This is a genomic window from Streptomyces sp. NPDC002520 (assembly GCF_053595235.1).
Genome location: NZ_JBSFXG010000024.1, coordinates 1 through 24,292, shown reverse-complemented (window position 1 = coordinate 24,292; position 24,292 = coordinate 1). Strand labels below are relative to the sequence as shown.

At 69.7% G+C, this 24,292-nt stretch carries 22 protein-coding genes; 11 read left to right on the top strand and 11 right to left on the bottom strand.

Features of this window, described 5'->3' with window-relative positions; translation table 11 throughout:
• Positions 1-167 precede the first annotated feature (167 nt).
• A complete protein-coding gene (locus ACWD5D_RS28580) occupies positions 168-788 on the top strand; it encodes a DUF47 domain-containing protein (RefSeq protein WP_451375629.1) in 621 nt (206 codons plus the stop codon).
• Positions 789-795: 7 nt separating this feature from the next.
• Positions 796-1,794 carry an anion permease gene (locus ACWD5D_RS28575; protein WP_451375628.1) on the top strand — a complete coding sequence of 333 codons (999 nt, stop codon included), beginning with the start codon at positions 796-798 and terminating at the stop codon, positions 1,792-1,794.
• A gap of 291 nt (positions 1,795-2,085) precedes the next feature.
• On the opposite strand, the gene pstB is transcribed toward ACWD5D_RS28575, so the two are convergent.
• The 4 genes from pstB to pstS all read right to left on the bottom strand — a co-directional run bounded on the left by pstB (position 2,086) and on the right by pstS (position 6,232).
• Complete coding sequence (gene pstB, locus ACWD5D_RS28570; RefSeq protein ID WP_451375627.1) at positions 2,086-2,862, bottom strand: phosphate ABC transporter ATP-binding protein PstB; 777 nt, start codon at positions 2,860-2,862, stop codon at positions 2,086-2,088.
• A 47-nt stretch (positions 2,863-2,909) separates the two neighbouring features.
• On the bottom strand, positions 2,910-3,971 hold the full coding sequence (gene pstA, locus ACWD5D_RS28565; protein WP_451375626.1) for a phosphate ABC transporter permease PstA: 1,062 nt from the start codon (positions 3,969-3,971) through the stop codon (positions 2,910-2,912).
• A complete protein-coding gene (gene pstC / locus ACWD5D_RS28560) occupies positions 3,968-4,975 on the bottom strand; it encodes a phosphate ABC transporter permease subunit PstC (protein ID WP_451375625.1) in 1,008 nt (335 codons plus the stop codon). Before pstC ends, pstA begins: the two co-directional genes overlap by 4 nt.
• Before the next feature lie 123 nt (positions 4,976-5,098).
• Complete coding sequence (pstS, locus tag ACWD5D_RS28555) at positions 5,099-6,232, bottom strand: phosphate ABC transporter substrate-binding protein PstS (RefSeq protein WP_451375747.1); 1,134 nt, start codon at positions 6,230-6,232, stop codon at positions 5,099-5,101.
• Positions 6,233-6,574: 342 nt separating this feature from the next.
• On the opposite strand from pstS, the gene ACWD5D_RS28550 reads away from it, so the two are divergent.
• Positions 6,575-8,134 carry an FAD-binding oxidoreductase gene (locus ACWD5D_RS28550; protein WP_451375624.1) on the top strand — a complete coding sequence of 520 codons (1,560 nt, stop codon included), beginning with the start codon at positions 6,575-6,577 and terminating at the stop codon, positions 8,132-8,134.
• Positions 8,135-8,158: 24 nt separating this feature from the next.
• Here the strand turns inward: ACWD5D_RS28550 and ACWD5D_RS28545 are convergent, their stop codons facing one another.
• The 6 genes from ACWD5D_RS28545 to ACWD5D_RS28520 form a co-directional block, all read right to left on the bottom strand.
• Positions 8,159-8,866 carry a phosphatase PAP2 family protein gene (locus ACWD5D_RS28545; protein ID WP_451375623.1) on the bottom strand — a complete coding sequence of 236 codons (708 nt, stop codon included), beginning with the start codon at positions 8,864-8,866 and terminating at the stop codon, positions 8,159-8,161.
• Positions 8,867-9,096: 230 nt separating this feature from the next.
• A complete protein-coding gene (locus tag ACWD5D_RS28540) occupies positions 9,097-10,098 on the bottom strand; it encodes a C40 family peptidase (RefSeq protein ID WP_451375622.1) in 1,002 nt (333 codons plus the stop codon).
• Between the two features lie 187 nt (positions 10,099-10,285).
• Positions 10,286-10,942, bottom strand: coding sequence for a nuclear transport factor 2 family protein (locus ACWD5D_RS28535; protein ID WP_451375621.1), 657 nt, complete (start codon positions 10,940-10,942; stop codon positions 10,286-10,288).
• Between the two features lie 351 nt (positions 10,943-11,293).
• Complete coding sequence (locus ACWD5D_RS28530) at positions 11,294-12,064, bottom strand: trypsin-like serine peptidase (protein ID WP_451375620.1); 771 nt, start codon at positions 12,062-12,064, stop codon at positions 11,294-11,296.
• A gap of 169 nt (positions 12,065-12,233) precedes the next feature.
• Complete coding sequence (locus tag ACWD5D_RS28525) at positions 12,234-13,274, bottom strand: SDR family oxidoreductase (RefSeq protein WP_451375619.1); 1,041 nt, start codon at positions 13,272-13,274, stop codon at positions 12,234-12,236.
• Positions 13,275-13,462: 188 nt separating this feature from the next.
• Positions 13,463-14,419, bottom strand: coding sequence for an oxidoreductase (locus ACWD5D_RS28520; RefSeq protein ID WP_451375618.1), 957 nt, complete (start codon positions 14,417-14,419; stop codon positions 13,463-13,465).
• Between the two features lie 62 nt (positions 14,420-14,481).
• On the opposite strand from ACWD5D_RS28520, the gene ACWD5D_RS28515 reads away from it, so the two are divergent.
• The 7 genes from ACWD5D_RS28515 (at position 14,482) to ACWD5D_RS28485 (ending at position 22,904) form a co-directional block, all read left to right on the top strand.
• On the top strand, positions 14,482-15,087 hold the full coding sequence (locus ACWD5D_RS28515) for a TetR/AcrR family transcriptional regulator (protein WP_451375617.1): 606 nt from the start codon (positions 14,482-14,484) through the stop codon (positions 15,085-15,087).
• 608 nt (positions 15,088-15,695) lie between these two features.
• Complete coding sequence (locus tag ACWD5D_RS28510) at positions 15,696-16,004, top strand: hypothetical protein (RefSeq protein ID WP_014673544.1); 309 nt, start codon at positions 15,696-15,698, stop codon at positions 16,002-16,004.
• Positions 16,005-16,181: 177 nt separating this feature from the next.
• Positions 16,182-16,997 carry a hypothetical protein gene (locus ACWD5D_RS28505; RefSeq protein ID WP_451375616.1) on the top strand — a complete coding sequence of 272 codons (816 nt, stop codon included), beginning with the start codon at positions 16,182-16,184 and terminating at the stop codon, positions 16,995-16,997.
• The gene (locus ACWD5D_RS28500; protein WP_451375615.1) at positions 16,987-18,330 is read left to right on the top strand and encodes a hypothetical protein; all 1,344 of its coding nucleotides are present in this window, start codon (positions 16,987-16,989) and stop codon (positions 18,328-18,330) included. Before ACWD5D_RS28505 ends, ACWD5D_RS28500 begins: the two co-directional genes overlap by 11 nt.
• Positions 18,327-19,886, top strand: a complete 1,560-nt coding sequence (locus ACWD5D_RS28495; protein ID WP_451375614.1) for an SCO6880 family protein — start codon at positions 18,327-18,329, stop codon at positions 19,884-19,886. The genes ACWD5D_RS28500 and ACWD5D_RS28495 overlap by 4 nt, the downstream gene beginning before the upstream one ends.
• 14 nt (positions 19,887-19,900) lie before the next feature.
• A complete protein-coding gene (locus ACWD5D_RS28490; protein ID WP_451375613.1) occupies positions 19,901-21,313 on the top strand; it encodes an ATP-binding protein in 1,413 nt (470 codons plus the stop codon).
• 10 nt (positions 21,314-21,323) lie between these two features.
• Positions 21,324-22,904, top strand: coding sequence for a type IV secretory system conjugative DNA transfer family protein (locus ACWD5D_RS28485; RefSeq protein ID WP_451375612.1), 1,581 nt, complete (start codon positions 21,324-21,326; stop codon positions 22,902-22,904).
• A gap of 73 nt (positions 22,905-22,977) precedes the next feature.
• Here ACWD5D_RS28485 and ACWD5D_RS28480 read toward each other — a convergent pair whose 3' ends face one another.
• The gene (locus ACWD5D_RS28480; RefSeq protein WP_451375611.1) at positions 22,978-23,538 is read right to left on the bottom strand and encodes a GNAT family N-acetyltransferase; all 561 of its coding nucleotides are present in this window, start codon (positions 23,536-23,538) and stop codon (positions 22,978-22,980) included.
• Between the two features lie 82 nt (positions 23,539-23,620).
• Here ACWD5D_RS28480 and ACWD5D_RS28475 point away from each other — a divergent pair, with 82 nt between their 5' ends.
• Complete coding sequence (locus ACWD5D_RS28475) at positions 23,621-24,169, top strand: cysteine hydrolase family protein (protein ID WP_451375610.1); 549 nt, start codon at positions 23,621-23,623, stop codon at positions 24,167-24,169.
• Positions 24,170-24,292: the final 123 nt, after the last annotated feature.

Genomic DNA, 24,292 nt, shown 5'->3' with positions numbered 1-24,292 from the left:
CCTGGTGGGTATATGGTATCGAATTTTGCTGGGTATGGGGCCCTTGGCCCGCCCCCGTGCTCACCAGGTTTTCCCATGGGCGACACTGGAGGACGGCCCGATAGCCGTGGCCGGATGTTGCGCCTAGCATCAGCCTGACCGAAACCGAAGCACCCCGAGGACCCCACGTGCGCTTTCGTCTGACCCCCAGGGAGACGAGCTTCTACGACATGTTCGCCGCGTCCGCGGACAACATCGTCACGGGCTCGAAACTCCTGATGGAACTGCTCGGGGCGGACTCCTCCGCCCGGGCCGAGATCGCGGAGCGTATGCGGGCAGCCGAACACGCGGGTGACGACGCCACGCATGCGATCTTCCACCAGTTGAACTCCTCGTTCATCACCCCGTTCGACCGCGAGGACATCTACTCCCTCGCGTCGTCCCTCGACGACATCATGGACTTCATGGAGGAGGCCGTCGACCTCGTCGTCCTCTACAACGTCGAGGAACTGCCGAAGGGCGTCGAGCAGCAGATCGAGGTGCTGGCGCGGGCGGCCGACCTGACGGCCGAGGCCATGCCGAACCTGCGCACGCTGGACAACCTCACCGAGTACTGGATCGAGGTCAACCGGCTGGAGAACCAGGCCGACCAGATACACCGCAAGCTGCTGGCCCACCTCTTCAACGGCAAGTACGACGCGATCGAGGTGCTCAAGCTCAAGCAGATCGTGGACGTCCTGGAAGAGGCGGCGGACGCGTTCGAGCACGTGGCGAACACGGTGGAGACCATCGCCGTCAAGGAGTCCTGAGGCGTCGATGGACACCTTCGTCCTGATCGTGACCATCGCGGTCGCGCTCTTCTTCACGTACACCAACGGCTTCCACGACTCCGCGAACGCCATCGCGACCTCGGTGTCGACCCGTGCGCTGACGCCGCGGGCGGCGCTGGCGATGGCCGCCGTGATGAACCTCGCCGGTGCCTTCCTGGGCTCCGGGGTGGCCAAGACGGTCAGCGAGGGCCTGATCGAGACCCCGAAGGGGTCCACGGGGATGGGCATCCTCTTCGCGGCCCTCCTCGGCGCGATCGTCTGGAACCTGGTCACCTGGTACTTCGGCCTGCCCTCGTCGTCCTCCCACGCCCTTTTCGGCGGTCTGGTGGGTGCGGCGCTGGCCGGCGGCACGGAAGTGCTCTGGAACGGCGTCATCGACAAGATCATCCTCCCGATGTTCCTGTCGCCGATCGTGGGCCTGATCGTGGGCTACCTGGTCATGACGGCGATCATGTGGATCTTCCGCGGGGCCAACCCGCACAAGGCCAAGCGGGGCTTCCGTATCGCGCAGACCGTCTCGGCGGCGGGTATGGCCCTCGGTCACGGTCTCCAGGACGCCCAGAAGACCATGGGTGTCGTCGTGATGGCACTGGTGATTTCCGGCCATGAGACGTACGGCGACCCGATCCCGGTGTGGGTCAAGATCGCCTGTGCGGTGATGCTGTCCCTCGGGACCTACGCGGGTGGCTGGCGCATCATGCGCACGCTGGGCCGCAAGATCATCGAACTCGACCCGCCGCAGGGCTTCGCCGCGGAGACGACCGGCGCGTCGATCATGTTCACCACGGCGTTCCTCTTCAAGGCACCGATCTCCACGACCCATGTCATCACCTCGGCGATCATGGGCGTCGGCGCGACCAAGCGCGTCAACGCCGTCCGCTGGGGCGTGGCCAAGAACATCGTCCTCGGCTGGTTCATCACCATGCCGGCCGCGGCCCTGGTGGCGGCCCTGACCTTCGGCCTCCTGAAGCTGACGGTCCTCTAGCGGATTCGTCGTACGCGGGTTCGTCGTGGCTGATCGCGCAGTTCCCCGCGCCTCTCGGGGACGCGGCTGCCGCCAGACCTTCGGCTGCGGGGTCATGTCGCTTCTAGAGGGGTCCGCCCCCCGCGGGGGCGACCCTCACCGGGAACCCGGACACGGTCGGAAGAACGCAGCGGGGCCCGCCCCTGGGAGCCAGGGGCGGGCCCTTCTGTTTCCTCGCGGTGGCACCGCCATGCAGCACCGCGAGGGTCTCTGTGGCGCGGCCTCGGCCCAGCCGAAGCCGCGCGGACCGACTCAGCCGAAGCGGCCGGAGATGTAGTCCTCCGTGGCCTGGACCGAGGGGTTCGAGAAGATCCGCTCGGTGTCGTCGATCTCGATCAGCCGGCCGGGCTGACCGACGGCGGAGAGGTTGAAGAACGCCGTACGGTCGGACACACGCGCCGCCTGCTGCATGTTGTGCGTCACGATGACGATCGTGAACCGCTCCTTCAGCTCACCGATCAGGTCCTCGATCGCGAGCGTGGAGATCGGGTCCAGCGCGGAGCAGGGCTCGTCCATGAGGAGGACCCTCGGCTCCACCGCGATCGCCCGCGCGATGCACAGACGCTGCTGCTGGCCACCGGACAGACCCGAGCCCGGCTTGTTCAGGCGGTCCTTGACCTCGTTCCAGAGGTTCGCGCCCTTGAGCGACCGCTCGACGATGTCGTTCAGCTCGCTCTTCTTGTAGCTGCCGTTCAGGCGCAGGCCCGCGGCCACGTTGTCGAAGATCGACATCGTGGGGAACGGGTTCGGGCGCTGGAAGACCATGCCCACCTCGCGCCGCACCATCACCGGGTCGACACCGGTGCCGTAGAGGTCCTCGTCGTCCAGGAGCACCTTGCCGTCGACGCGGCCACCGGGGGTGACCTCGTGCATACGGTTCAGCGTGCGCAGGAACGTCGACTTGCCGCAGCCGGACGGGCCGATGAACGCCGTCACCGAGCGCGGCTCGACGGACATCGAGATGTCCTCGATCGCCTTGTGGGAGCCGTAGTAGGCGGTGAGTCCGCTTACGTCGATTCGCTTGGCCATGTCTACTTCACTTCCAGAAATTCAGGCTCGGTCGCTGTATGGCCGCGTCAGCGACCGGTCTTCGGGGCCTTCCAGCGGGCGATGCCGCGGGCCACCAGGTTGAGGATCATCACGAAGGCGATCAGGGTGAGCGAGGCCGCCCACGCCCGGTCGTACGCCGCTCCGGCTCCCGCGCTGTTCGCGAACTGCTGGTAGATGTACAGCGGCAGCGAGGACTGCGCACCCTCGAACGGGTTGTTGTTGATGAACGGGTTACCGAAGACCAGCAGCAGCACCGGCGCGGTCTCACCGGCGATACGGGCGATCGCCAGCATGATGCCGGTGGTGATGCCGCCGATGGAGGTCGGCAGGACCACCTTCAGGATGGTGCGCCACTTCGGCACGCCGAGCGCCAGGGACGCCTCGCGCAGCTCGTTCGGGACGAGCTTGAGCATCTCCTCGGTGGAGCGGACGACGACCGGCATCATCAGGATGGCCAGGGCCAGCGAACCGGCGAAGCCGAACGGCTGCATCTTGAAGATGAGCATCAGGCTGAGGATGAACAGACCCGCGACGATCGACGGGATACCCGTCATGACGTCGACGAAGAAGGTGACCGCCTTGGCGAGCCTGCCCCGCCCGTACTCCACGAGGTAGATCGCGGTCATGACGCCGATCGGCGCGCCGATCAGGGTGGCGAGGCCGACCTGCTCGAGGCTGCCGATGATGGCGTGGTAGATGCCACCGCCGGGCTCGGTGTCGGCGACGATGCCCATCGAGTGGGTCAGGAAGTAGACGTCCAGGACCTTCACGCCGCGCGCGACGGTCACCCAGATCAGGGAGACCAGCGGGACCACGGCGAGCAGGAAGGCGACCCAGACGAAGCTGGTGGCGAGCCGGTCCTTGGCCTGGCGGGTGCCCTCGACGCGGGCGGCGATGACGTACGTCCCGAGGACGAACAGGACCGCGGCGATCAGGCCCCACTGGATCTTGCTGTCCAGGCCGGCGGCCAGCGAGATGCCGATGCCCACGGCGACGGAGCCCACGGCGATCGCCCACGGCGACCACTTGGGCAGGCTGGCGCCCTGCAGGTTGCCGGCGTTCTTGCCGGTGACGGCTGCGGTGCTCATGCGTTGGCCCCCGAGTACTCCGCACGACGGGCGATGATCAGCCGGGCCGCGCCGTTGACCAGCAGGGTGATGACGAACAGGACGAGACCGGACGCGATCAGCGCGTCCCGGCCGAACTCCGTCGCCTCGCTGAACTTGCTGGCGATGTTCTGGGCGAAGGTGCCGCCGCCCGGGTTGAGCAGGCTGGCCTGGATGTCGAAGGACGGGGAGAGCACGGTGGCCACGGCCATCGTCTCACCGAGCGCGCGGCCGAGGCCGAGCATCGACGCGGAGATCACGCCGGAGCGGCCGAAGGGCAGCACGGACATGCGGATGACCTCCCAGCGCGTGGCGCCGAGGGCCAGGGCCGCCTCCTCGTGCATCTGCGGGACCTGGCGGAAGACCTCGCGGCTCACGTTGGTGATGATCGGCAGGATCATGATCGCGAGCAGGATGCCGACGGTGAGCATCGAGCGCGGGGCGCCCTCGTCCCAGGAGAACAGGCCGGTCCAGCCGAAGTAGCTGTTGAGCCAGCCGAAGAGGCCGTTCATGTGCGGCACCAGCACGAGCGCGCCCCACAGGCCGTACACGATGGACGGCACGGCGGCGAGCAGGTCGATCACGTACGCGACGGGGCCGGCCATCCGGCGCGGCGCGTAGTGCGTGATGAACAGCGCGATGGCGACCGCGACCGGGACCGCGAGCAGCATGGCGATGACCGAGGAGACGATCGTGCCGAAGGCCAGCACCGCGATGCCGAAGGTCGGCGGCGTGAGGTTGGTGTTCCACTCGAAGGTGGTGAGGAAGTTCCCGTGGTCCTTGCTGATGGCGAGGACGGCACGGTACGTGAGGAAGGCCGCGATGGCGGCCATGATCACCAACAGCAGAATGCCCGAGCCGCGGGAGAGACCGAGGAAGATCCGGTCACCGGGCCGGGCGGCACCGCGGGACGCGCCCTTGGAGGCGGCCACGGAATGCTTCGGGGTGGGTGGTGGTGTGTCGATTTTCTGTGTCGATATGTCCATCGGGTTCTCCGGTCTGCTGAACCGCGCGCCCCACGGGGGCGGCGATTCCTGGCGGCGGTGCACCGGACGGTGCGGCCCGGTCCCAGGGAAGCCCTCGGACCGGACCGCACTTCACGGATCAGGTCAGCTCAGGCCCTCGACGGTGGTGCGGACCTTCGCGATGATCTCGGCGGGGACGGGGGCGTAGTCGATGCCCGAGAGCACCTTCTGACCGTCCTCGCTGGCGATGTAGCGCAGGAAAGCCTTCGTGGCGGGCAGGGTGTCCGCCTTGTTGCCCTTGTCGCAGACGATCTCGTACGTGACCAGGGTGATCGGGTACGCGCCCTCGGCCTTGGTCTTGTAGTCCAGCTTGAGCGTGAGGTCCTTGCCGGTGCCGACGACCTTGGCGGCCGCGATGTCGGCGGTGGCGCTCTCGGTGCTGGGCGCGACCGGCTTGCTGGCACCGGTGTCGATGGAGACGGCCTTCACGCCGTCACCGACGTAGGACAGCTCGAAGTAGCCGATGGCGCCGGCGGTCTGCTTGACCTGCTGGGCCACACCCGCGGACTGCGGAGCGGACTGGCCGCCCTTGGCCTGCCAGGCCTTGCCGCCGGAGTACTTCCAGTTGTCCGGGGTGGTGGCGATCAGGTACTTGGTGAAGTTGTCCGTGGTGCCGGACTCGTCCGAGCGGTGGAACGCCTGGATCTTCAGGTCGGGGAGCTTCACGCCCTTGTTCAGCTTGGCGATCGCCGGGTCGTTCCACTTGGTGATCTTGCTGTCGAAGATCTTGGCGAGGGTCGGCGCGTCCAGGACCAGGTTGTCGACACCCGGGACGTTGTAGCCGAGCGCGATCGGGCCGCCGACCATCGGGAGGTCGATGCCCTGGCCGCCGGAGCAGACCTTCTTGGAGGCGGTGACCTCTTCGGGCTTCAGCGCCGAGTCGGAGCCGGCGAAGGCGACCTGGCCCTGCGTGAACGCCGTCACACCGGCGCCGGAACCGGAACCCTTGTAGTTGATCTGCACGCCACAGGCCTGCGAGAACTGCTTGACCCAGGCGTCTATCGCGTTCTTCTGCGCGGAGGAGCCGTCAGCGAGCAGCTGGCCCTTGGCGTCGTCGCACTTGATGGAGCTGGCCTGGGCGGAGGACGACGGGTTGCCCGACGCCTTGCTCCCGCCACCGTTGTCGTCCGAGCCGCACGCCGTCAGGGCAAGGGCGCCGGAGACGGCGACAGCACCGAGAGAGAGGGCGCGCAGCCGGTTCTTGCGCTGAAGCATCACTTTCAGGAGTTCCTTCCAGGAGCCGCCGCTGTCGGCGGCGTGCGAAGTCGTCTGGGCGCAGAGCGCATTCAAAGGCCGCACTCAGCACCGGTACGGCCGAAATTAGGCACGACAGATGAAGCGACCAATGGCCGAAAGTGAACGGAGAGTGAACCCCTGCCATCGGCCCGGTGAGGTCACGGAATGCTCACGGGTAGAGCACGCCCAGATCCCGAACGCGGGGTGACGCGGACACGTACTCGGTACTCGCTGACGCGTGTTCGACGATCGTTCTCCTGTCGATGGAACTCCTGTGCGCGCGGCGTCGTCTCGTTCCACGAATGCCGAGGAAGGGCGACGGATATGGAACGGCGTACGTTCATGTCGGGCGGCGCGGCCGCGCTGGCCGCGACCGCGTTGACCGCGTGCAGCTCGGGATCGGGAACGTCCGCCGGGTCGTCGGCGACGACGCTTTCATCCTCCGGTACAGCGCTGAAGACCACCAGTCAGGCCGCCGCGTCGGACTGGGCGGCCCTCGCCCGCGACCTGGACGGCATACTCGTCCGCCCCGGCGAGGCCTCCTGGAAGACGGCCCACCAGCTGTACAACACCCGCTTCGACGGACTGAAGCCCGCCGCGGTCGCCTACGTGGCCCACCCGGCCGACATCCGTACGACCCTGGCGTACGCCCACGCCCGCCGGATCAAGGTGGCGATACGCAACGGCGGCCACTCCTACGCGGGCTACTCCTCCGGCGACGGCCGGCTGATCCTCGACGTGTCCAAACTGAACCGGATCCGGGTGAGCGGCGGGCAGGCGGTGGTCGGCGCCGGCTCCAAGCTGATCGACGTCTACCGGGCGCTGGCCGCGAAGGGCGTGACCATACCCGCCGGCTCCTGCCCCACCGTCGGCGTCTCGGGCCTGGTCCTCGGCGGCGGCCACGGCGTCGCCTCCCGCGCCTACGGCCTGACCTGCGACAGCCTCACCCAGGCGACGGTCGTCACCGCCGACGGCACCCAGGTCACCGCGAACGCCACCTCCCACTCCGGCCTCTTCTGGGCACTGCGCGGCGCCGGCAACGGAAACTTCGGCGTCGTCACCGAGCTGCGGTTCACGACCCACCCGGCACCGCAGGCAGTGACCGCGTACATGACGTGGTCCTGGTCCAAGGCGGCCGCGCTGATCAAGGCCTGGCAGGAGTGGGGCCCCTCCCAGCCGGACGAGATCTGGTCCTCCCTGCACCTGGCCGGCACCCCGGGCGGCACACCGACGATCTCCGTGGCCTGCTTCTCGCTGGGCACCTACGGCGAACTCCAGAACGCGGTGGACCGGCTGGCACACATGGCCGGCGCCGACGCGCGCTCCGTGTCCCTGCGCCGCCGGGGCTACGAGGAGGCGATGGAGATCTACGCCGGCTGCTCCTCCTTCTCCACCGACGCCCAGTGTCATCTGCCCGGCTCCACCCCCGGCCGCTCCCCACAGGGCAGGCTGGGCCGCGAGACCTACGCCGCCCGGTCCGACTTCTTCGACCGCTCGCTGTCCGCGGCGGGCATCCAGACCCTGCTCCGGCAGATCGGCTCGGTCCGCGGCGGCGCCGGCAGCATCGCGCTCACCGCGCTCGGCGGCGCGGTCAACCGGGTCTCCCCTACGGCGACGGCCTTCGTCCACCGCCGCTCGCGGATGCTGGCGCAGTACATCGCGTCCTGGGGGGCGGGGGCCTCCGGCAGCTCGGCCCAGTCCTGGCTGACGTCGGCGCACGACGCGATGAAGCCGTACGCCTCCGGCGCGGCGTACCAGAACTACACCGATCCCACGCTGAAGGACTGGCGGAAGGCGTACTACGGGGACGCGGCGGGGCGGCTGGCCACGGTGAAGAAGAAGTACGACCCGGAGCGGTTCTTCTCTTACGGGCAGGGGCTGTAGGAATAGGAAGGGGACCTACGGGGGCTACGCGGCCAGGTCCTTCTCGTCGGACTCCGCGCACGGGCGGGGGCCGGGAACCAGGCCGTCCTTCTCCTCCGGGGCGGACGAGGAGCCGCGGCGGACGATCCAGCCCGCGCGCGGGGAGCGCTCCACGGCCTTCGTCAGCGGGGTGAGCAGGGCGCTCGCCAGGGGAGAGAGGAGCAGGGCGACCGCGGTGCCGAGGGCGAAGCCGCCGACGACGTCCGTCGGGTAGTGGACTCCCATGTAGACGCGGCAGAAGCCCTCCAGCAGGGCGAGCCCGATGCCCGCGACACCGAAGCGGCGGTCGGCGACGAAGAGGCCGACACCGAGGGCCATGGTGATCGTGGCGTGGTCGCTGACGAAGGAGAAGTCGTTCTTGCCGGTGACGAGGACCGCGAGGCCCTGGTGATCGACGAAGGGGCGGGGGCGTTCGACGAAGCCGCGGATCGGCACGTTCACCAGGACCGCGATGCCCGCCGCGAGCGGCGCCCAGAGCAGCGCGGCAACCGAGGACGCCGCGTCCGGCCCGCCCCGGCGCCGCACGGTCCACCAGCACCACAGCACGAGCAGCACCATGGCGAGCAGCAGTCCGTACTCACCGACGAACTCCATGACCCGGTCGAGCCAGCGCGGCGCGTCCTTGGCCAGGCCGTTGATGTCGTACAGCAGGTCGACGTCGGGGTTCGATCCGGATTCGGCGAGTACAGCCATCGTGCTGCGGCCCCTTCGTCGTCTTCCCGGACGCACCTCGTGTGCGTCGCTCCAGCCCCCCGTGGTTCGTAGATCCGCTTCCGCTGCACTGGCGTACTGACGTCCGCTCGGCTACGTGTCCAGGAACGCACAGCACTCATGCATACGTTCCACAATCCACTGAACGATCACTCAGACGTTATCGAAGAGAGACGAATCATCGCAGCTCAGGGGGTAGGTTCACGCTCGGTTCACACCTTGGTGGGGAGCGCTTTTGCGCCATCCGCGGTGACCCGGGTGGCACCGAAGTACTCGCCGGTGTCGATGGGGTCGAACCGGATCACGGCGCCCGTGCGCGGCGCGTCGATCATGTAGCCGCCGCCCACGTAGATCCCGACGTGGTGGATGGCCCGGGAGTCGGCCGGGTCGTGGGAGAAGAACACGAGGTCCCCGGGGAGCAGTTCGTCCCGGGAGGGGTGCGGGCCTGCGTTGTACTGGTCGTTGGCCACGCGGGGCAGCTGGATCCCCACGTTCTCGTACGCCGCCTTGGTCAGCCCCGAGCAGTCGAAGCGCCCGCCCTGGTCGGCGGTGCCGTTGCCACCCCACAGATAGGGCGTGCCGAGCTTCTTCTGCGCGAACCCGATGGCTCCGGCGGCCTGTCGGGTGGGGTCGAGCCGGCTGACCGGCGCGGCGAAGCTCTGCTCCAGGGAGCGGATCCGCTTCACGTAGTTCTGCGTCTCGCTGATGGCGGGAACGCCGCCCGCCCTTATGACCCGGTAGGCACCCGCGTTGTACGCGGCGAGCATGTTGTCGCCGACGTTCCCCGGAACGTCCTTGACGTACTTCGCCAGTTCGCAGTCGTACGACGCCGCCGACGGGATCGCGTCCTGCGGATCCCAGATGTCGCGCTTGCCGTCACCGTTGCCGTCGATGCCGTGCGTGGCCCAGGTGCCCGGGATGAACTGGGCGATACCGCGCGCGTCGGCAGGGCTGACGACCGTCGGATTCCAGCCACTTTCCTGGTACAGCTGGGCCGCGAGCAGCGCCGGGGTGAGGGCCGGGCACAGATTCCCCCACTCCTGCACAAGTGGCTTGTACGCGGCCGGCACCGCCCCCTTGGCGAGACCCCGGCCGCCCGAGGTGACCCCGTTCACCAGATTCCCGGCGACGACGTACACCCCCACGACGAGCAGCGCGACGAACGCCGTCCCGAGCCCGACCGCCGCCCCACCGACCACCCATACCTTCCGCACGGTTCAACTTTCCCCCATGCCAGAGCGGTTCAATGCACTTTCCTCGTGATGTGGCGTCATTTCACGGGTGACACCCGGCACTACGCCCCCGGCTGCGGCTGCGGCTGCGGCTGCGGCTGCGGCTGCGGCTGCGGGACAACGGAAGGGGCCGCCCGGCCCTCGGCCGGACAGCCCTCCGGGGTCTGGCTCAGCCCTTGGCGACCGCCGAGGCCCAGTCGAGGTTCACGCCCATGTCGGAGTACATCTTCGTGTAGCCGACGTAGCAGTTGAACTGCTCGACCTTGCCGTTGTGCAGGTACCAGAAGTCGGCGGTCGGTGCGTCGACCCTCGCGCCGGTCGGCTTGACGGTGCCGGCGGGCGTCCGCAGCGGCCCTTCGAACGTGCCCTGGATCGACAGCTCGATGCTGACCTCGTCGCCGCTCACGGTGATGCGCTTGAGGTCCCGATGGACGTCGGGGAAGAGGTTGGCCATGTAGCGCGGTACCTCGCCGAGCGCCTTACCCCGGTAGGCCTGACCGGCGACCATGTCGTTGAAGACGCCGTCCTCGGCGAAGCCGTCGACGAACGCGTCGGGGTCCAGGCTCTTGCCCTCCGCCACGTGGTACGCGTTCAGGACGACGGCGAGGTTGGCCGTCTCGCGCGGGGTCAGGTGGCGGTCGGTGAGGGGCAGTTCCGACAGCTGGCGGGGAGTCAGGGCCGGGCGGGCCTCCGCGTCGCCGGCGGTGCGGACGTGCGCGGTGGGGGCGACGGGGCTCGCCGCCTGTGACGGCACCGCGGCGATGCCGAGACCGCCCAGGCTCGCGACGGCGGCCGTGGCGATGATCGTCTTCCATCCGAGCTTCATGTCGTGTTCCTCCAGGTTGGTTCTCGGGGTCCGGGATCCGGGATCCGGGATCCATCAAGACGGTGGCGCGCCGTCGCGTGCCGGCGCTTCTTAAATCAATCGCTCGCTTGAAGATATGGACGACGGCGCAGACCTGTCAAGCGAATGATTGATTTATGTATTGCTCAAGGGTCGCGCGAGGGCCGCGTGAGGGTCGCGCCACGAAGCGCGCCGGCCCGGCGGGTCGACTGATGGATGATCAGCAGGTGTCCGGCCGGCACAGGAGAGTTCACCGCCCCCCTCGGGAACGGTGCGCGGCGGCCGGCCGAGGACCGACGATCCCTGACGCGACGGTGTCGAGGCCGCGACCTCTCAGGAACCGGCCGTCGCGTCCCGGTACAGCTCCGCCGCCTCTTTCCCCAGCACCACGCTGTACGACACGTCGTCGGTCGAGCCGCCCTGTTCGTGGCCGCCGAGGATGCCGACCACCTGACCGTCGCCGTTGATCCAGGGGCTGCCGCTGGTGCCGCTGGTGAACTCGGGGCAGTCGATGCGCTGTTGGGTGGCGCTGTGCGGGGACGGCTTGTTGGTGCAGCTGATGGGGGTCTCGCGGCTGTCGGGGTAGCCGATGACGGTGACGGCGGTGGCGCCGGTGGCCACTCCGGGGACGAAGCGATGCGCTCCGACGACGTCCTCGATCCGCCGGCCGCCCCGTGCGTCGACGACGGCGAACGCGATGTCGCTGTCCTCGTCCTGGTCGCGCGCCCACCCGTCGGGCAGGATCCGCTGCCCGACCTTCCACTCCCCGTACGGCGCCTTGCCGTCCCGGTAGCCCGGTGCGAACACCAGGTCGCCGTCGACGCCGTCGACACAGTGCGCGGCGGTGACGATGAGGTCGCGGCCCGGACTGTGCACGACCGAGGCGGTGCAGAAGTGTCCGCCGGTCATGTTGCCGGCCCGGTCCGCGCCGAACAGCGCGCCCACCGGCACGCTCCGCGCGGTCCTGGCGGCCAGGGCGGTGACCCCGAGGGGCCCGGGCCCGTCATCGGCAGAGGCCACGGACGCCGACGTGAGGGCGAGCATCACCACCGCGCAGAGCAGCGCGGGACGCGAGGTGACCGAGATGCGTGAGATGCGCTTCATCAGTCCTCACTCTGTCGCACAAAGGTGAGAAACCCGTCCCGACTTCACTGATTTTTTCCTGTGAACCGCTCTCTCGCCCGGGGCGTCGCCCGTACGGCCCAGGCCGGGTCCACCGTACTGTGCGGCCCGTTCCGCCGCCTCCCCACGCGGCCCGTCCGGGGGGCGCCGGTCAGAACGTCGTGGTCATCCCGCCGTCCACCGCGATGGTCTGCCCGGTGATGAAGGAGGCCGCCTCGCTCGCCAGGAACACGACGATCCCGGCGATCTCGCCCGGACGGCCCCAGCGGCCCAGCGCGGTACGGGTGCGCAGCCAGTGCGCCCACTCGGGATCCTCGGCGGCCTCGGTGCCGGCCGCACCCTCGGTCGCGACGTCGGCCTTGGTCTCGCCCGCGACGTCGGCCTCGACGTCGGCCTCGACGTCGGTGGCGAAGGTGCCGGGCGCCACCGAGTTGACCGTCGTACCGCTCGGGCCGAGGTCTGCGGCCAGGGCCCGGGTCAGACCGTCCAGCCCCGCCTTGGCGGTCGCGTAGGCGACGTCTCCGGTGCGGCCCAGCCGGCCGACGACCGAGGAGACGTTGATGATGCGGCCCGGCGTGCCCCGGGCGGCCAGGCCCCGGGCCACGGTCTGGCTCAGGGCGTACGCCGAGGCCAGGCGGACACCGAGCACCCCGGACAGCTCGTCCGGGGTCATCTCGCCCACGTCGCGCCGGTCGTCGTCGCCCACGTTGTTCACCAGGACGTCGACGGTGCCGAGCCGGCTCACCGCCGCCTCGGCGGCCTCCCGGTCGGTGACGTCGAAGGCTGCCGTGAGGATGTCGTACCCCTCGCCCCGCAGGCGCGCCGCCACGGCGTCGAGGGCCGCCTGATCACGGCCGTTGAGCACGACCTTCGCCCCGGCCCCGGCCAGTGCCCGCGCCATCTCCAACCCGATCCCGCGCACCGAGCAGGTCACCAGCGCCGTGCGGCCGGTGAGACGGAAACTCACCGGCGGGGTCACGGGGGTGCGCACAGGGATGTTCGCGGGGGTGGCGCGGAGATGGTCGGCGCGCGGGCCCGGCTGGGCGGGCACGCCCGGCAGGGCACGGGCGTACGACTCGGCAGGTGCGTCCGGCCCGGCAGGGGCGTCCGGCCCGGCAGGGGCGTCCCGCCCGGCGGGGACGTACGACTCGGCAGGGACGTACGGCTGCGCGATGCCGGTGTCGCCGCTCATCCCCGCTCCTCTTCGTCCATGAGGGGTCACCGTATCCGGCAAGGGTGCGGAGGTCAGCGGCTGTGCACGGGTCAATTTCTACTGCGGGGTAAACCCGGTACGGACCGGGAGGACCGGGAGGACCGGATTCCTGCCTCGGCCCGCCGCCCGCCCCTGCCCCGGATGCCGGGATGCCCGCCGCACCCGGCTCAGAACCGTTCGGCAGCCCCCGGCGCACCCGGAGCAGCCCCCGCCGCGAGCCCCCACTGCACCCCGGTCATCTCCTCCGACAGCGTCCACAGCCGCCGCGCCGCCTCCGGGTCGCTCGCCGCCGCGCTGCGGCCGACCAGGGTCGGAGCGCCGCGCATCCCGCCGAGGCCGTCGGGGCCGACGTAGGCCGCGCCCGGGAGGTCCTGGGTGGCGGCGTAGAGGGTGGGGAGGGCGCCGGCCTTGTCCTCCTGGGCGAAGAGCTTGTTGCCGACGACCATGAAGGCCCGCGCGAGGGGGTTCGCGGCGTGGCTCTGCAGGTTGGTGGCCGCGTAGCCGGGGTGGGCCGCCAGGGCGCGCACCGGCGAGCCTGCCTCGGCCAGCCGGCGCTGGAGTTCCAGCGTGAACAGGAGGTTGGCCAGCTTGGACTGGGCGTAGGCGCGGGTCGGGGAGTAACGGCCCCGCAGGTTCACGTCGTCGAAGTGCACCACCCCGTCGCCGCCGCGGTGGAGGCCGGAGGAGACCGTCACCACCCGGTCGGTGACGTACGGCAGCAGCAGGTTGGTGAGGGCGAAGTGCCCGAGGTGGTTCGTGCCGAACTGCATCTCGAAGCCCTGCTTGGTGCGCTGCTCGGGCAGCATCATCACGCCGGCGTTGTTGATCAGCAGGTCCAGCGGGCGGCGGTCCCAGGAGGCGGCGAACTCCCGCACCGAGTCCAGGTCCGCCAGGTCCAGGCGGCGCACCTCCGTGCTGCCGCCCACCCGCGCCGCCGCCGCACCGCCGCGCGCGGGGTCCCGTACGGCGAACACCACATGCGCCCCGGACCGCGCCAGCGCCTCGGCGGTGGCGAGGCCGAGGCCGCTGTTGGCTCCGGTGACCACGGCCGTGCGGCCGGTCAGGTCGGGAAGGTCGGTCGCGTTCCATTTGCGCGCACGGCGCGCACCGCTCGTATCAGCCATAGCCTCAATGTAGGCATCGACAACAATGCTGTCAACGACAACATCACGTTACGATGGGGCCCATGCCGCGCATCCCGACGAGCCGCCCCTATCACCACGGAGACCTGCGCGCCGCCCTCCTCAAGAGCGCCGAGCGCACCCTGCGCGAGAAGGGGGCCGGCGCGCTGTCGCTGCGCGAACTGGCCCGTGACATAGGCGTGAGCCACGCGGCCCCGGGCCGGCACTTCAAGGACAAGCAGGCGCTGCTGGACGCCCTCGCACTGGACGGGTACGAGCGCCTCAACCAGGGCCTCGCCGCGGCCACCGCCCTCACGGACCCGACCTTCGAGGAGCGCATGACCGCGCTCGCACGCGCCTACCTCGGTTTCGCCGTCGAGAACCCGGAACTGCTGGAGCTGATGTTCGCGCGCAAGCACGACCCCGACAGCTCCGCCCAGCTCACGGCGGCCGTCGACCAGTCCCTCACCGGCCTCACCCGCATGTTCACCGAGGCGCAGGAACGGGGCGAGATCGTCGAGGGCGATCCCGAGCGGATCGCCATGGTCGCCACGTCGAGCCTGCACGGCCTCGCCGCCCTCATCACCAGCTGCGCACTGGATGCGAGCGAGGCCCTGGCCGGGCTGGACGAGCATGTCCATCTGATCCTGCACGGCCTCAAGCCCCGCTGAGCGGCCGCGCCCCTTCGGTGCGCCTGTGCGCACCCCGTGTTTCCGGTCAAGTTCCGCCCAGCACACCGCCATCCGCTCGCCATCGAGAGGTAAGCCGGCAACCCCCTCCAGTAAGGCGGGAGTCAGAACTCCGAAAGCTCCCTGGCTGCCGCCCACCCGACAGGCGACATTGGTCGCGGGCCGCCGTACTCGGCGCCGCCCGACCCCCGTCGGGTCACGGGGAGCCGCCACCGCAGGGGGACGTGGGGTCCCCTCGGGGCGGCGCGGGAAGGAAGACGGGCCACGGCATCCGGCCGCGGCCCGTTTTCCCTGCTCGTGAGAACCCCGTGAGAACATCGTCCCGACGCCTCACCCGACCAGCCGTCAGAAGCCGTGCCAGGGCGTAAGAGAGGTCAACGACGTAACCACGTGACGGGTTTCGCACCGGCCTCGTTGCCCGGCGTGACCTGCCGTGATACACAGAGTGACCGTGCCAAGGATTCGTACGAAACCCGCCAGCCAATGACGTCAAGTCGACATACGACAGCGACGTTGTCGGCGAGAATGAGGGCTGACCTCTGCACACGGCAGGGGTCATGCGGAACTACCCACCAGGGGCGGTGACTTACATGCTCTTTGCGGCCGACAAGGGAGACATCAACACCATCATCGGCGGGATCGCTCCGGACTGGGGCCCCTTCGGCAGCCTGGGCAACGAAGCCAAGGTGATGATCGAGGTGGTGATGGCCGTCGCCATCCTGCTCTGTCTCGGCATCGCGGTCTGGGGCGCGGCCAAGCAGCGCATCGGCGCGACCGCCCTGCGCGACACCTTCAGCGCGGAGCAGGGCAAGGGCCTCATCATCGCCGGCCTCACCGGGGTCTTCATCATCGGATCCCTCGGCACACTCTTCACGATCGTGTACGGCATGGCGGTCTAGCCCTCCTCTCCTGTCCCCGCCCGGGCACGCCCGGTTCCCGTCCCCTCCACCCCACCCACCCGTCGTGCCCACCGGCTGAGGTTGCGTTTCCCTGATGTCGAGTCACCACACCGCGCCCGCGCGGGAACCAGCACGGCTACCGTCGTATGTCTACGAGGTGGAGGGGGCGTACGCGGCATGAATCCCGGAGACGAGCAGGGCTACACCGAAACCGGCCAGACCCGGACCCACCTGCCCGGCGGCGACCCCTACGGCGGCGCACCCCGCCGCCCCGGACGCTCCTCCTCCCGGGGCCTGATCACCGTCGTCGGCGTGGTCGTCCTCCTCATCGCGGCGATCGCCTTCGCGAACAGAGGGGACTCGTCCGCGGACGGCTCGACGGACAAGGGGCAACAACCGAAAAGCTCCTCCACGGCGGCCAGCGGGTCACGTCCCGTGGAGACGAAGAGCGGGGGGATTCCTTCGGGTTTCGCACACACGGAGGGGGGTGCGCAGAGCGCTGCCGCGAACTACTCCGTGGTGCTGGTCTCGGCCGACATCCTCAAGCCTGCGCGGCGCAACGAGATCGTCCGCCAGGTCTTCGTCGCCAACCAGCAGGCCTCTCTGACCGACAAGTTCGACAAGGCGTACAGCCGACAGTTCCTGAGCAGCATCGGCCTGGACGCCAACGGCAACGCTGCCGCCGGACAGACCTACGTCTCCCGTACCGCGCCGATCGGCACCAAGACCACGAGCTACTCGGGGACCGCGGCAACGGTCGAGGTCTGGTGCACCGGTGTGTTCGGGACCGCCGGTGACAGATCGACCAACCCCGTCACCAGCGACTGGTTCACCCTGACCCTTCAGCTGAGCTGGTCGGACGGCGACTGGAAGGTCGACAGCTTCTCCCAGAAGGACGGCCCCGCGCCCGTCCCCGGTGACAACAAGGCATCCAGCGCCGACGAGATGTCGAAGGCCGTCGAGGAGTACGGAGGCTTCACTTATGCCCGGTAGCCCGCGTCGCGTACTCAAGGCCACCGCCGTTGTCACCGCCGTGCAGAGTGGCCTCGTCCTGCTGGCCACCCGAGCCGTCGCCGCACCCACACCGTCACCCTCGTCGAACAAGTGCGACCTCATCGTCGGCCCCGCCAAACAGTTCTGCGAAAAAGACAACGGCAGCTCCAAAAACGGCCTCACCGGTACCCCCAGCAACCCCCTCACCGACACCCTCGACCCCCTCTCCTCCCTCGCCAAGGGCTGTGCCGACGCCGCTTCCTGGACGATCGGGAAGCTCAGTGACGCGGTGAAGGAGACGGCGACCGTCGACTTCACGAACGAGAAGTTCCTGCAGCAGTACGCCGTCGTGTTCGCGGCCTCCTCGATCCTGACCCTCCTGCTGTGGCTGCTGGCCGTCGCCAAGCGCGCGGTGCGCGGCGTGCCGCTCACGACCGCCATCTCGGAGGCCGTCGGTTTTCTCTGGCTGACGGTGCTGGCCTCCGCGTTCACGCCGCTGATCCTGTACACGGTCGTATCGGCCACCGACGGTGTGACCGACGTCCTCGCGAAGGCGACCGGCGACCAGGCGGACACGTTCTTCGGCACGTTCTCGGGCGCGCTCAGCAAGGGCAACGACATCGGCGGCGGCCCCATCATGCTGATCGTCGTCTCGCTGGTCAGCATCCTCGCCGCCGGCATCCTCTGGCTGGAGCTCGTCATCCGCGCCGCCCTGCTCTACGTCGGCGCCCTCCTCGGCACCGTCGTCTACGCGGGCCTGGTGGACAAGAACCTGTGGGGCCACGTCCGCCGCTGGGCCGGGATCATGATCGCGGTGATCCTGGTGAAGCCGGTGATCGTCATCGTGCTGGGGCTGGCCGGCGCCCTCTCCGGCGACAACGGCCCGGACGCCTTCTCCGCGGTCGTCTCCGGCCTCTCCATCATCCTGCTCGCCATCTTCGCCAGCGGCGCGATCTACCGCTTCGTCCCGGGCTTCGGCGACGAGATCGCCGGCTCCCGCAGCAACCGCATCATGCAGGGCGCGGAGGCCAAGGCCGCCGCGGTCATCAGCTCCCCGGCCACGATGGTCGCCCAGGGCATCAAGACGCACAGCGCCCGCGCCGACAACAACGGCGGGGGCGGGGGCGGCGGCGCGCAGGCCCAGGGCGGCAGCGGGCCGCGCCCGGCCAACCCGGCCTCCGGCGGCGTCGCCGCCCACAGCACCCGCAGTCCGCAGGGCGGCGGCGCAGCAGTTCCCCCCGCCACCCCGGCGCCGCGCTCCCCCAGCCCGGTCAACACCCCGCACGCCGGCAACACCCGCAACAGCAACCGCACGGGAGGTGAAGGGCGTTGACGACCGAGTCCCACCTGTCCCATCCGGTCACGCCCCGCCGTACGTATCTCATCGGCCGCGCCCGGCCGAACGCGATCGTCGGCCGGAACCGAGAGTCCGGCGAGATCGCGCTGATCGTCCTGGGCGCGTTCCTCGGCATGATGTGCGGCCTCCTCGTCCCGGTCCTGTCCCTGCGGATCGTGCTGCTGACGGGCTTTCCGATGCTCGCGCTCGCCGCCGTGTACGTGCCGTACAAGCGCCGCACCTTCTACAAGTGGTTCGAGATCAACCGCTCGTACAAGCGCACCGTCAAGCGCGCCGCCGTCTATCGCTCCTCCGCCGTGGATGCCGGGACCCGGCTGGACGGGCGCGAGGTCGAGATCGGGCCGCCGCCGGGCATCGGGCGGATCAGCTGGCTGGCCGCGCCGTTCGGCCCGGACGAGATCGCCGTACTGCTGCACGCCGACCGCAGGACCGTCACGGCGGCGATCGAGATCGAGGGACCGGGCGTCGGCCTGCGCGACTCCGAGGACCAGGAGGCCCTCGTCGACCGGTTCGGCACGCTGCTCAAGCACGTCGCCAACGGGGACGGGTTCGTCACCCGGATCCAGATGCTCGCCCGTACGCTGCCCGCCGACCCCGACGCCCACGCCAAGGACGTCACCCAGCGCGGTGACGAACGCTCGCCCTCGTGGCTCCAGCAGTCGTACGACCAGCTCCAGTCGATGGTGTCCACCAGCAGCGAGCAGCACCGCGCCTACCTGGTCGCCTGCATGCACTACACCCGTGAACTGGCCGCCGAGGCACAGGCCATGGCGCGGGCCGCACGGCCCCAGGCCGGGCGCCGGCTCGACCGGGACGCGGGACTCGCCGTCGTCATGGCCCGCGAACTGACCGACATCTGCTCGCGGCTCCAGGAGGCCGACATGCGGGTCCGCCAGCCCCTCGGGCAGGGCAGGCTCGCCTCCCTCATCCATTCCATGTACGACCCCGACCACCCGATCGACCACATCCAGGCGATGACGAAGCGCAACGCCTGGCCGGCCGAGCTGAACGCCATGGAGCCCACCTACCTCCAGGCCAAGACCCGGGAGTCGGCCACCCGCGCCCCCTGGTGCCATGCCACGGCCTGGGTGAAGGAGTGGCCGATGACCCCCGTCGGCGTCAACTTCCTCGCCCCGCTGCTCGTCCACACCCCTGACGTCATCCGCACGGTCGCCGTGACGATGGACCTCGAACCCACCGAGATCGCCATCGAGCGGATGCTCACCGAGAAGACCAACGACGAGGCCGAGGCCTCCCGCGCCGCCAAGATGAACCGGACGGTCGACCCCCGCGACGTGGCCGCCCACAACCGCCTCGACCAGCGCGGCGAGGACCTCGCCAGCGGCGCCGCCGGCGTCAACCTGGTCGGCTACATCACCGTCTCCGCCCGCACCCCGGAGGCCCTGAACCGCGACAAGCGCACGATAAGGGCCTCCGCAGGCAAGTCGTATCTGAAGCTGGAGTGGTGCGACCGCGAGCACCACCGGGCCTTCGTGAACACACTTCCCTTCGCCACCGGCATCCGAAGGTAGGGGCTGATTCGCCGATGCGGGATCCGCTGTCCGTCCTCACCGACGCCTTCACGTCCTTCCTCTTCGGGAAGGTCGAGACGACCCGGCTGCCGGTACGCACCTCCACGGGCCAGGCCCAGGCGGTCTACCTGCCCACCGCCGCGCCCGGCCTCGGCGACTCCGGCGTCATCATCGGCCGCGAGGTGTACTCCGGGAAGGGCTACATCTACGACCCCTTCCAGCTGTACGGCCAGCAGCTCCCGGCCCCCCACTGGCTCGTCCTCGGCGAGTCCGGCAACGGCAAGTCCGCGCTGGAGAAGACGTACGTCCTGCGCCAGCTGCGCTTCAAGGACCGCCAGGTCGTCGTCCTGGACGCACAGGGCGAGGACGGCGTCGGTGAATGGAACCTGATCGCGGAGGAGCTGGGAATAACGCCGATCCGGCTGGACCCGACGGCCGCCCTGAACCACGGCATCCGCCTCAACCCGCTCGACCCCTCGATCACCACCACGGGCCAGCTCGCGCTGCTCCGTACGATCATCGAGGTCGCGATGGGCCACGGCCTGGACGAACGCTCCGGCTTCGCCCTCAAGGTCGCCCACTCCTACGTCAACGAGACGATCGTGGACCGCCAGCCGGTCCTGACCGACATCGTGGAGCAGCTGCGGCATCCCGAGCCGGAGTCGGCCGAGGCGATGAACGTCGCCATAGACGACGTACGGGCGTGGGGACTCGACGTCGCCCTGGTCATCGACCGCCTGGTCGACGGTGACCTGCGCGGCATGTTCGACGGCCCGACCACGGTCGGCATCGACCTCGACGCCCCGCTGATCGTCTTCGACCTCTCCCACATCGACCGCAACTCCATCGCCATGCCGATCCTCATGGCGATCGTCGGCGTATGGCTGGAACACACCTGGATCCGCCCCGACCGCAAGAAGCGCATCTTCCTCGTGGAAGAGGCCTGGCACATCATCAACAGCCCGTTCGTGGCCCAGCTGTTCCAGCGGCTGCTGAAGTTCGGCCGACGGCTCGGTCTGTCCTTCGTGGCGGTCGTCCACCACCTGTCCGACGTGGTGGACGGCGCGGCCGCGAAGGAGGCGGCGGCGATCCTGAAGATGGCGTCGACCAGGACGATCTACGCCCAGAAGGCGGACGAGGCGAGAGCGACGGGACGGGTCCTCGGTCTGCCGCGCTGGGCGGTCGAGATCATCCCCACCCTCACCCCCGGCATCGCCGTCTGGGACGTCAACGGCAACGTCCAGGTGGTCAAACACCTGGTCACGGAGACGGAACGCCCCCTGGTCTTCACCGACCGCGCGATGACCGAGTCCTCCAGCGAGCTGACGGCCGACGACGCGCTGCACGCGGCCGAGCTGGAGGCCGAACAGCGGGCGGCGGCCTTCGTCGAGCAGCACCTGGGCGACTCCGAGTCGACGGTGGCGTAGGGGGAACAGCGTGAGACGGGACGACCGCCGTGACAGCGGCCGGGAGAGCCAGGGCGGCATCCCCGACGGCCTGCTGATCGGCCTGCTCGCCTTCCTCATCGGCATGACCGTGCTGGTCTGGACGGCCACGGGCCTGGCGGCCTACTTCGCCAAGGGCGCCTGGCCCGACGCCGTCACCTTCACCCGCACCCCGCCGGCCATGCGCCACCTGATCGGCGAGCCGCACGACCTGGCCGGCGCCTGGCCCGACACCCCCGCGCACCAGCTCTCCGGCTGGGGCCTGTTCTGGGGCCTGTTCATCGGCCAGCTGATGATCCTGTTCGTGCTGACCGTGTTCGTGATCGGCGTGGTGGCGCGGTGGCGGGCGGGGAGAGCGCAGCGGGGCACCGGGAAGGGGAGGGCGCGGGCGGGTGCTCGCGACAGAGCGCAGGCCCAGGAACAGACACCGGAGCCGCAGCCCCTGCCCCAGCCCCCGCCCCAGGCCCAGGCACAGCCCCAGGCCCAGGCCCAGCCCCAGCCCCAGACGCAGCCCCAGACGCAGACGCAGACGCAGACGCAGACGCAGCATGAGGTACCCACGCCTCGTCAGGAGCCCGAGCCGCAGCAGCCGAACGGCCGCTTCCCGGCGGACGGCAACCGGGGCGCCGGTTGGGTAACTCCCCGCGCCGAGGGCGCGGTCCACTACGCACCACCCGCGGCCCGCCAGGAAACCGCCACCCAGGCGATCCAGGACGCGCCGGGCCCCGCCCTCGTCCTCACCTCGAACCCGGCCCTCTGGGCCGAGACAAAGGACGCCAGGGCCAAACTGGGCCCCACCCTCCTCTACGACCCCGCCCACCTCTGCGACACCCCCGCCCGCCTCCACTGGTCCCCGACCACCGGCTGCGAGGACAAGCAGACCGCGCTGCACAGGGCGACGGCCCTCATCAGCCCCGTCCAGCCCACGGCCAGGATCGACCAAGCGGTCACCGACACCGCGATAACGCTCCTGAGGAGCTATCTCCACGCCGCCGCCCTGGAGAACCGCACCATCCGCCACGTCCACCGCTGGTCCCAGGGCACCCAGATCCAGGACGCTGTACGCACCCTCCGCACCCATCCCAAAGCCGCCCCCGGCGCCGCCGGCGAACTCGAGGCCGCGCTCACCGCCCACCCTGAACGCCGCGACATCGCCCAGGAGTTGACCAGCCGGGCCCTCTCCGCCCTCTTCACGGTCAACATTCGCGAGGCCTGCACCCCCAACCGAACTGATGCGCTCTCCCTGGATTCCTTCGTCCAGGAAGGGGGCACGCTTTATGTGGTCGGTGAATCCATCGAGGACCCCAGGACCAACCCAGGGGCGATGCCCCTGCTGACGGCCCTCGTCTCCAGCGTGGTCGAGCGCGGCCGGCGCATGGCCGAACGGTCATCCTCCGGTCGGCTCGACCCACCACTGACCCTGGTCCTGGACGATGTGGCGGCCGTGGCCCCCATCCCCCAGCTCCCCGACCTGCTGGCCGCCGGAACCGAGCGGGGCCTGCCGACCCTGGCCCTCCTCCGCTCCCGCGAACAGGCGAAATCCCGCTGGCCCCACCAGGAGCTACCTGTCTAGAAGCGATCGATCGGTCCGGGCTGGAAGGGACCGGTCCGAGAACCCCGCGGTCCCGGAACCACCGGTCCCGGAACTACCGTTCCAGGACGAACTCCAGGTCCTTCTCCGCCTCGAACTTGGCGAACGTCACGGCCACTCCGCTGGGCACGAATCCGGCCTTGCGATAGGCCGCCTGCGCCCTCGTGTTGTTCTCGTGCACGAACAGCCGTATCCGCTCGGCCTTCTGCTCCCACGCCCAGGCGGCGCCGGCATCGAGCAGCGCCTCGGTCAGCCCGCGCCCGCGGTGCTCGGGCCGGACGAACACACCGACCACCTGCCCCTGTCGCCGGTCGACCGGGTACCCTGCCCAGTCCTTGCCGCCGGGCTCCTCGAGGAGCACCGTGGCAGTGCCGGCCCAGGCCCCGTCCGGCGCCTCGGCGATGAACTGTCGTGCCCCTGTGGCCCCTTCACCTGACTGCAGGGCCCGTTCCTGATAGAAGGAGTCCGGGAGGGCCTCGGCCTCCTCGTACGTCGTCAGGAAGGCGATGTGCGCGACCGGGTCCCGCAGCGCGTCAAGGCGCAGCTGCCGTGCGGCGGCCCACTCCTCGGGGCGCAGGGCGCGCACGATGTAGTCGGCACGGGTCTGAGTACTCATGACGGAACGGTAGCCGCCCCGGCCCCGGCCCTCACCCGATATACGGGGCGCCCATGTCAGCGGCAGCTTCTACTGTGGGCGCATGACCACGCTTCCCGATCGGCCGCATTCCGCACTGCTCGTCATCGACGTCCAGAACGACGTCGTGTCGGGCTGCCACAACCTTGACGGCGTCCTCGCCAACATCAACACCCTGATCGACAAGGCCCGCGCGGAAGGCGTGCCGGTGGTCTGGGTGCAGCACAACGACGACGAACTCAAGCGGGGCAGTGAAGCCTGGGAGTACGTACCGGAGCTGACGCGCCTCGACACCGAGCCCCTCGTCCACAAGAACTACCGGGACTCCTTCGAGGACACCGACCTGGAGTCGGTCCTGGCCGAGCACCGGGTGGGCCGTGTCGTCGTCACGGGCGCCCAGACCGACTTCTGCGTCCGCTCCACGCTGCATGGCGCGCTCGTCCGCGGCTACGACGCGACGCTGGCCGGCGACGCCCACACCACGGAGGACGCCACCGAGTACGGCGCTCCCGCCCCCGAGCTGGTGATCGCGCACACCAACCTCTACTGGAACGGGCAGCACGCACCCGGCCGCCGGGGCGAAACGGTGAACACGGCGGACGTGACCTTCTGACCGCTCTTGCTGACCGCCTAGCCGCTCTTGAACGCAGAAAACCCCCGCATCCGTGGATGCGGGGGTTTTCCCAAAATTTGTTCGGCGGCGTCCTACTCTCCCACAGGGTCCCCCCTGCAGTAC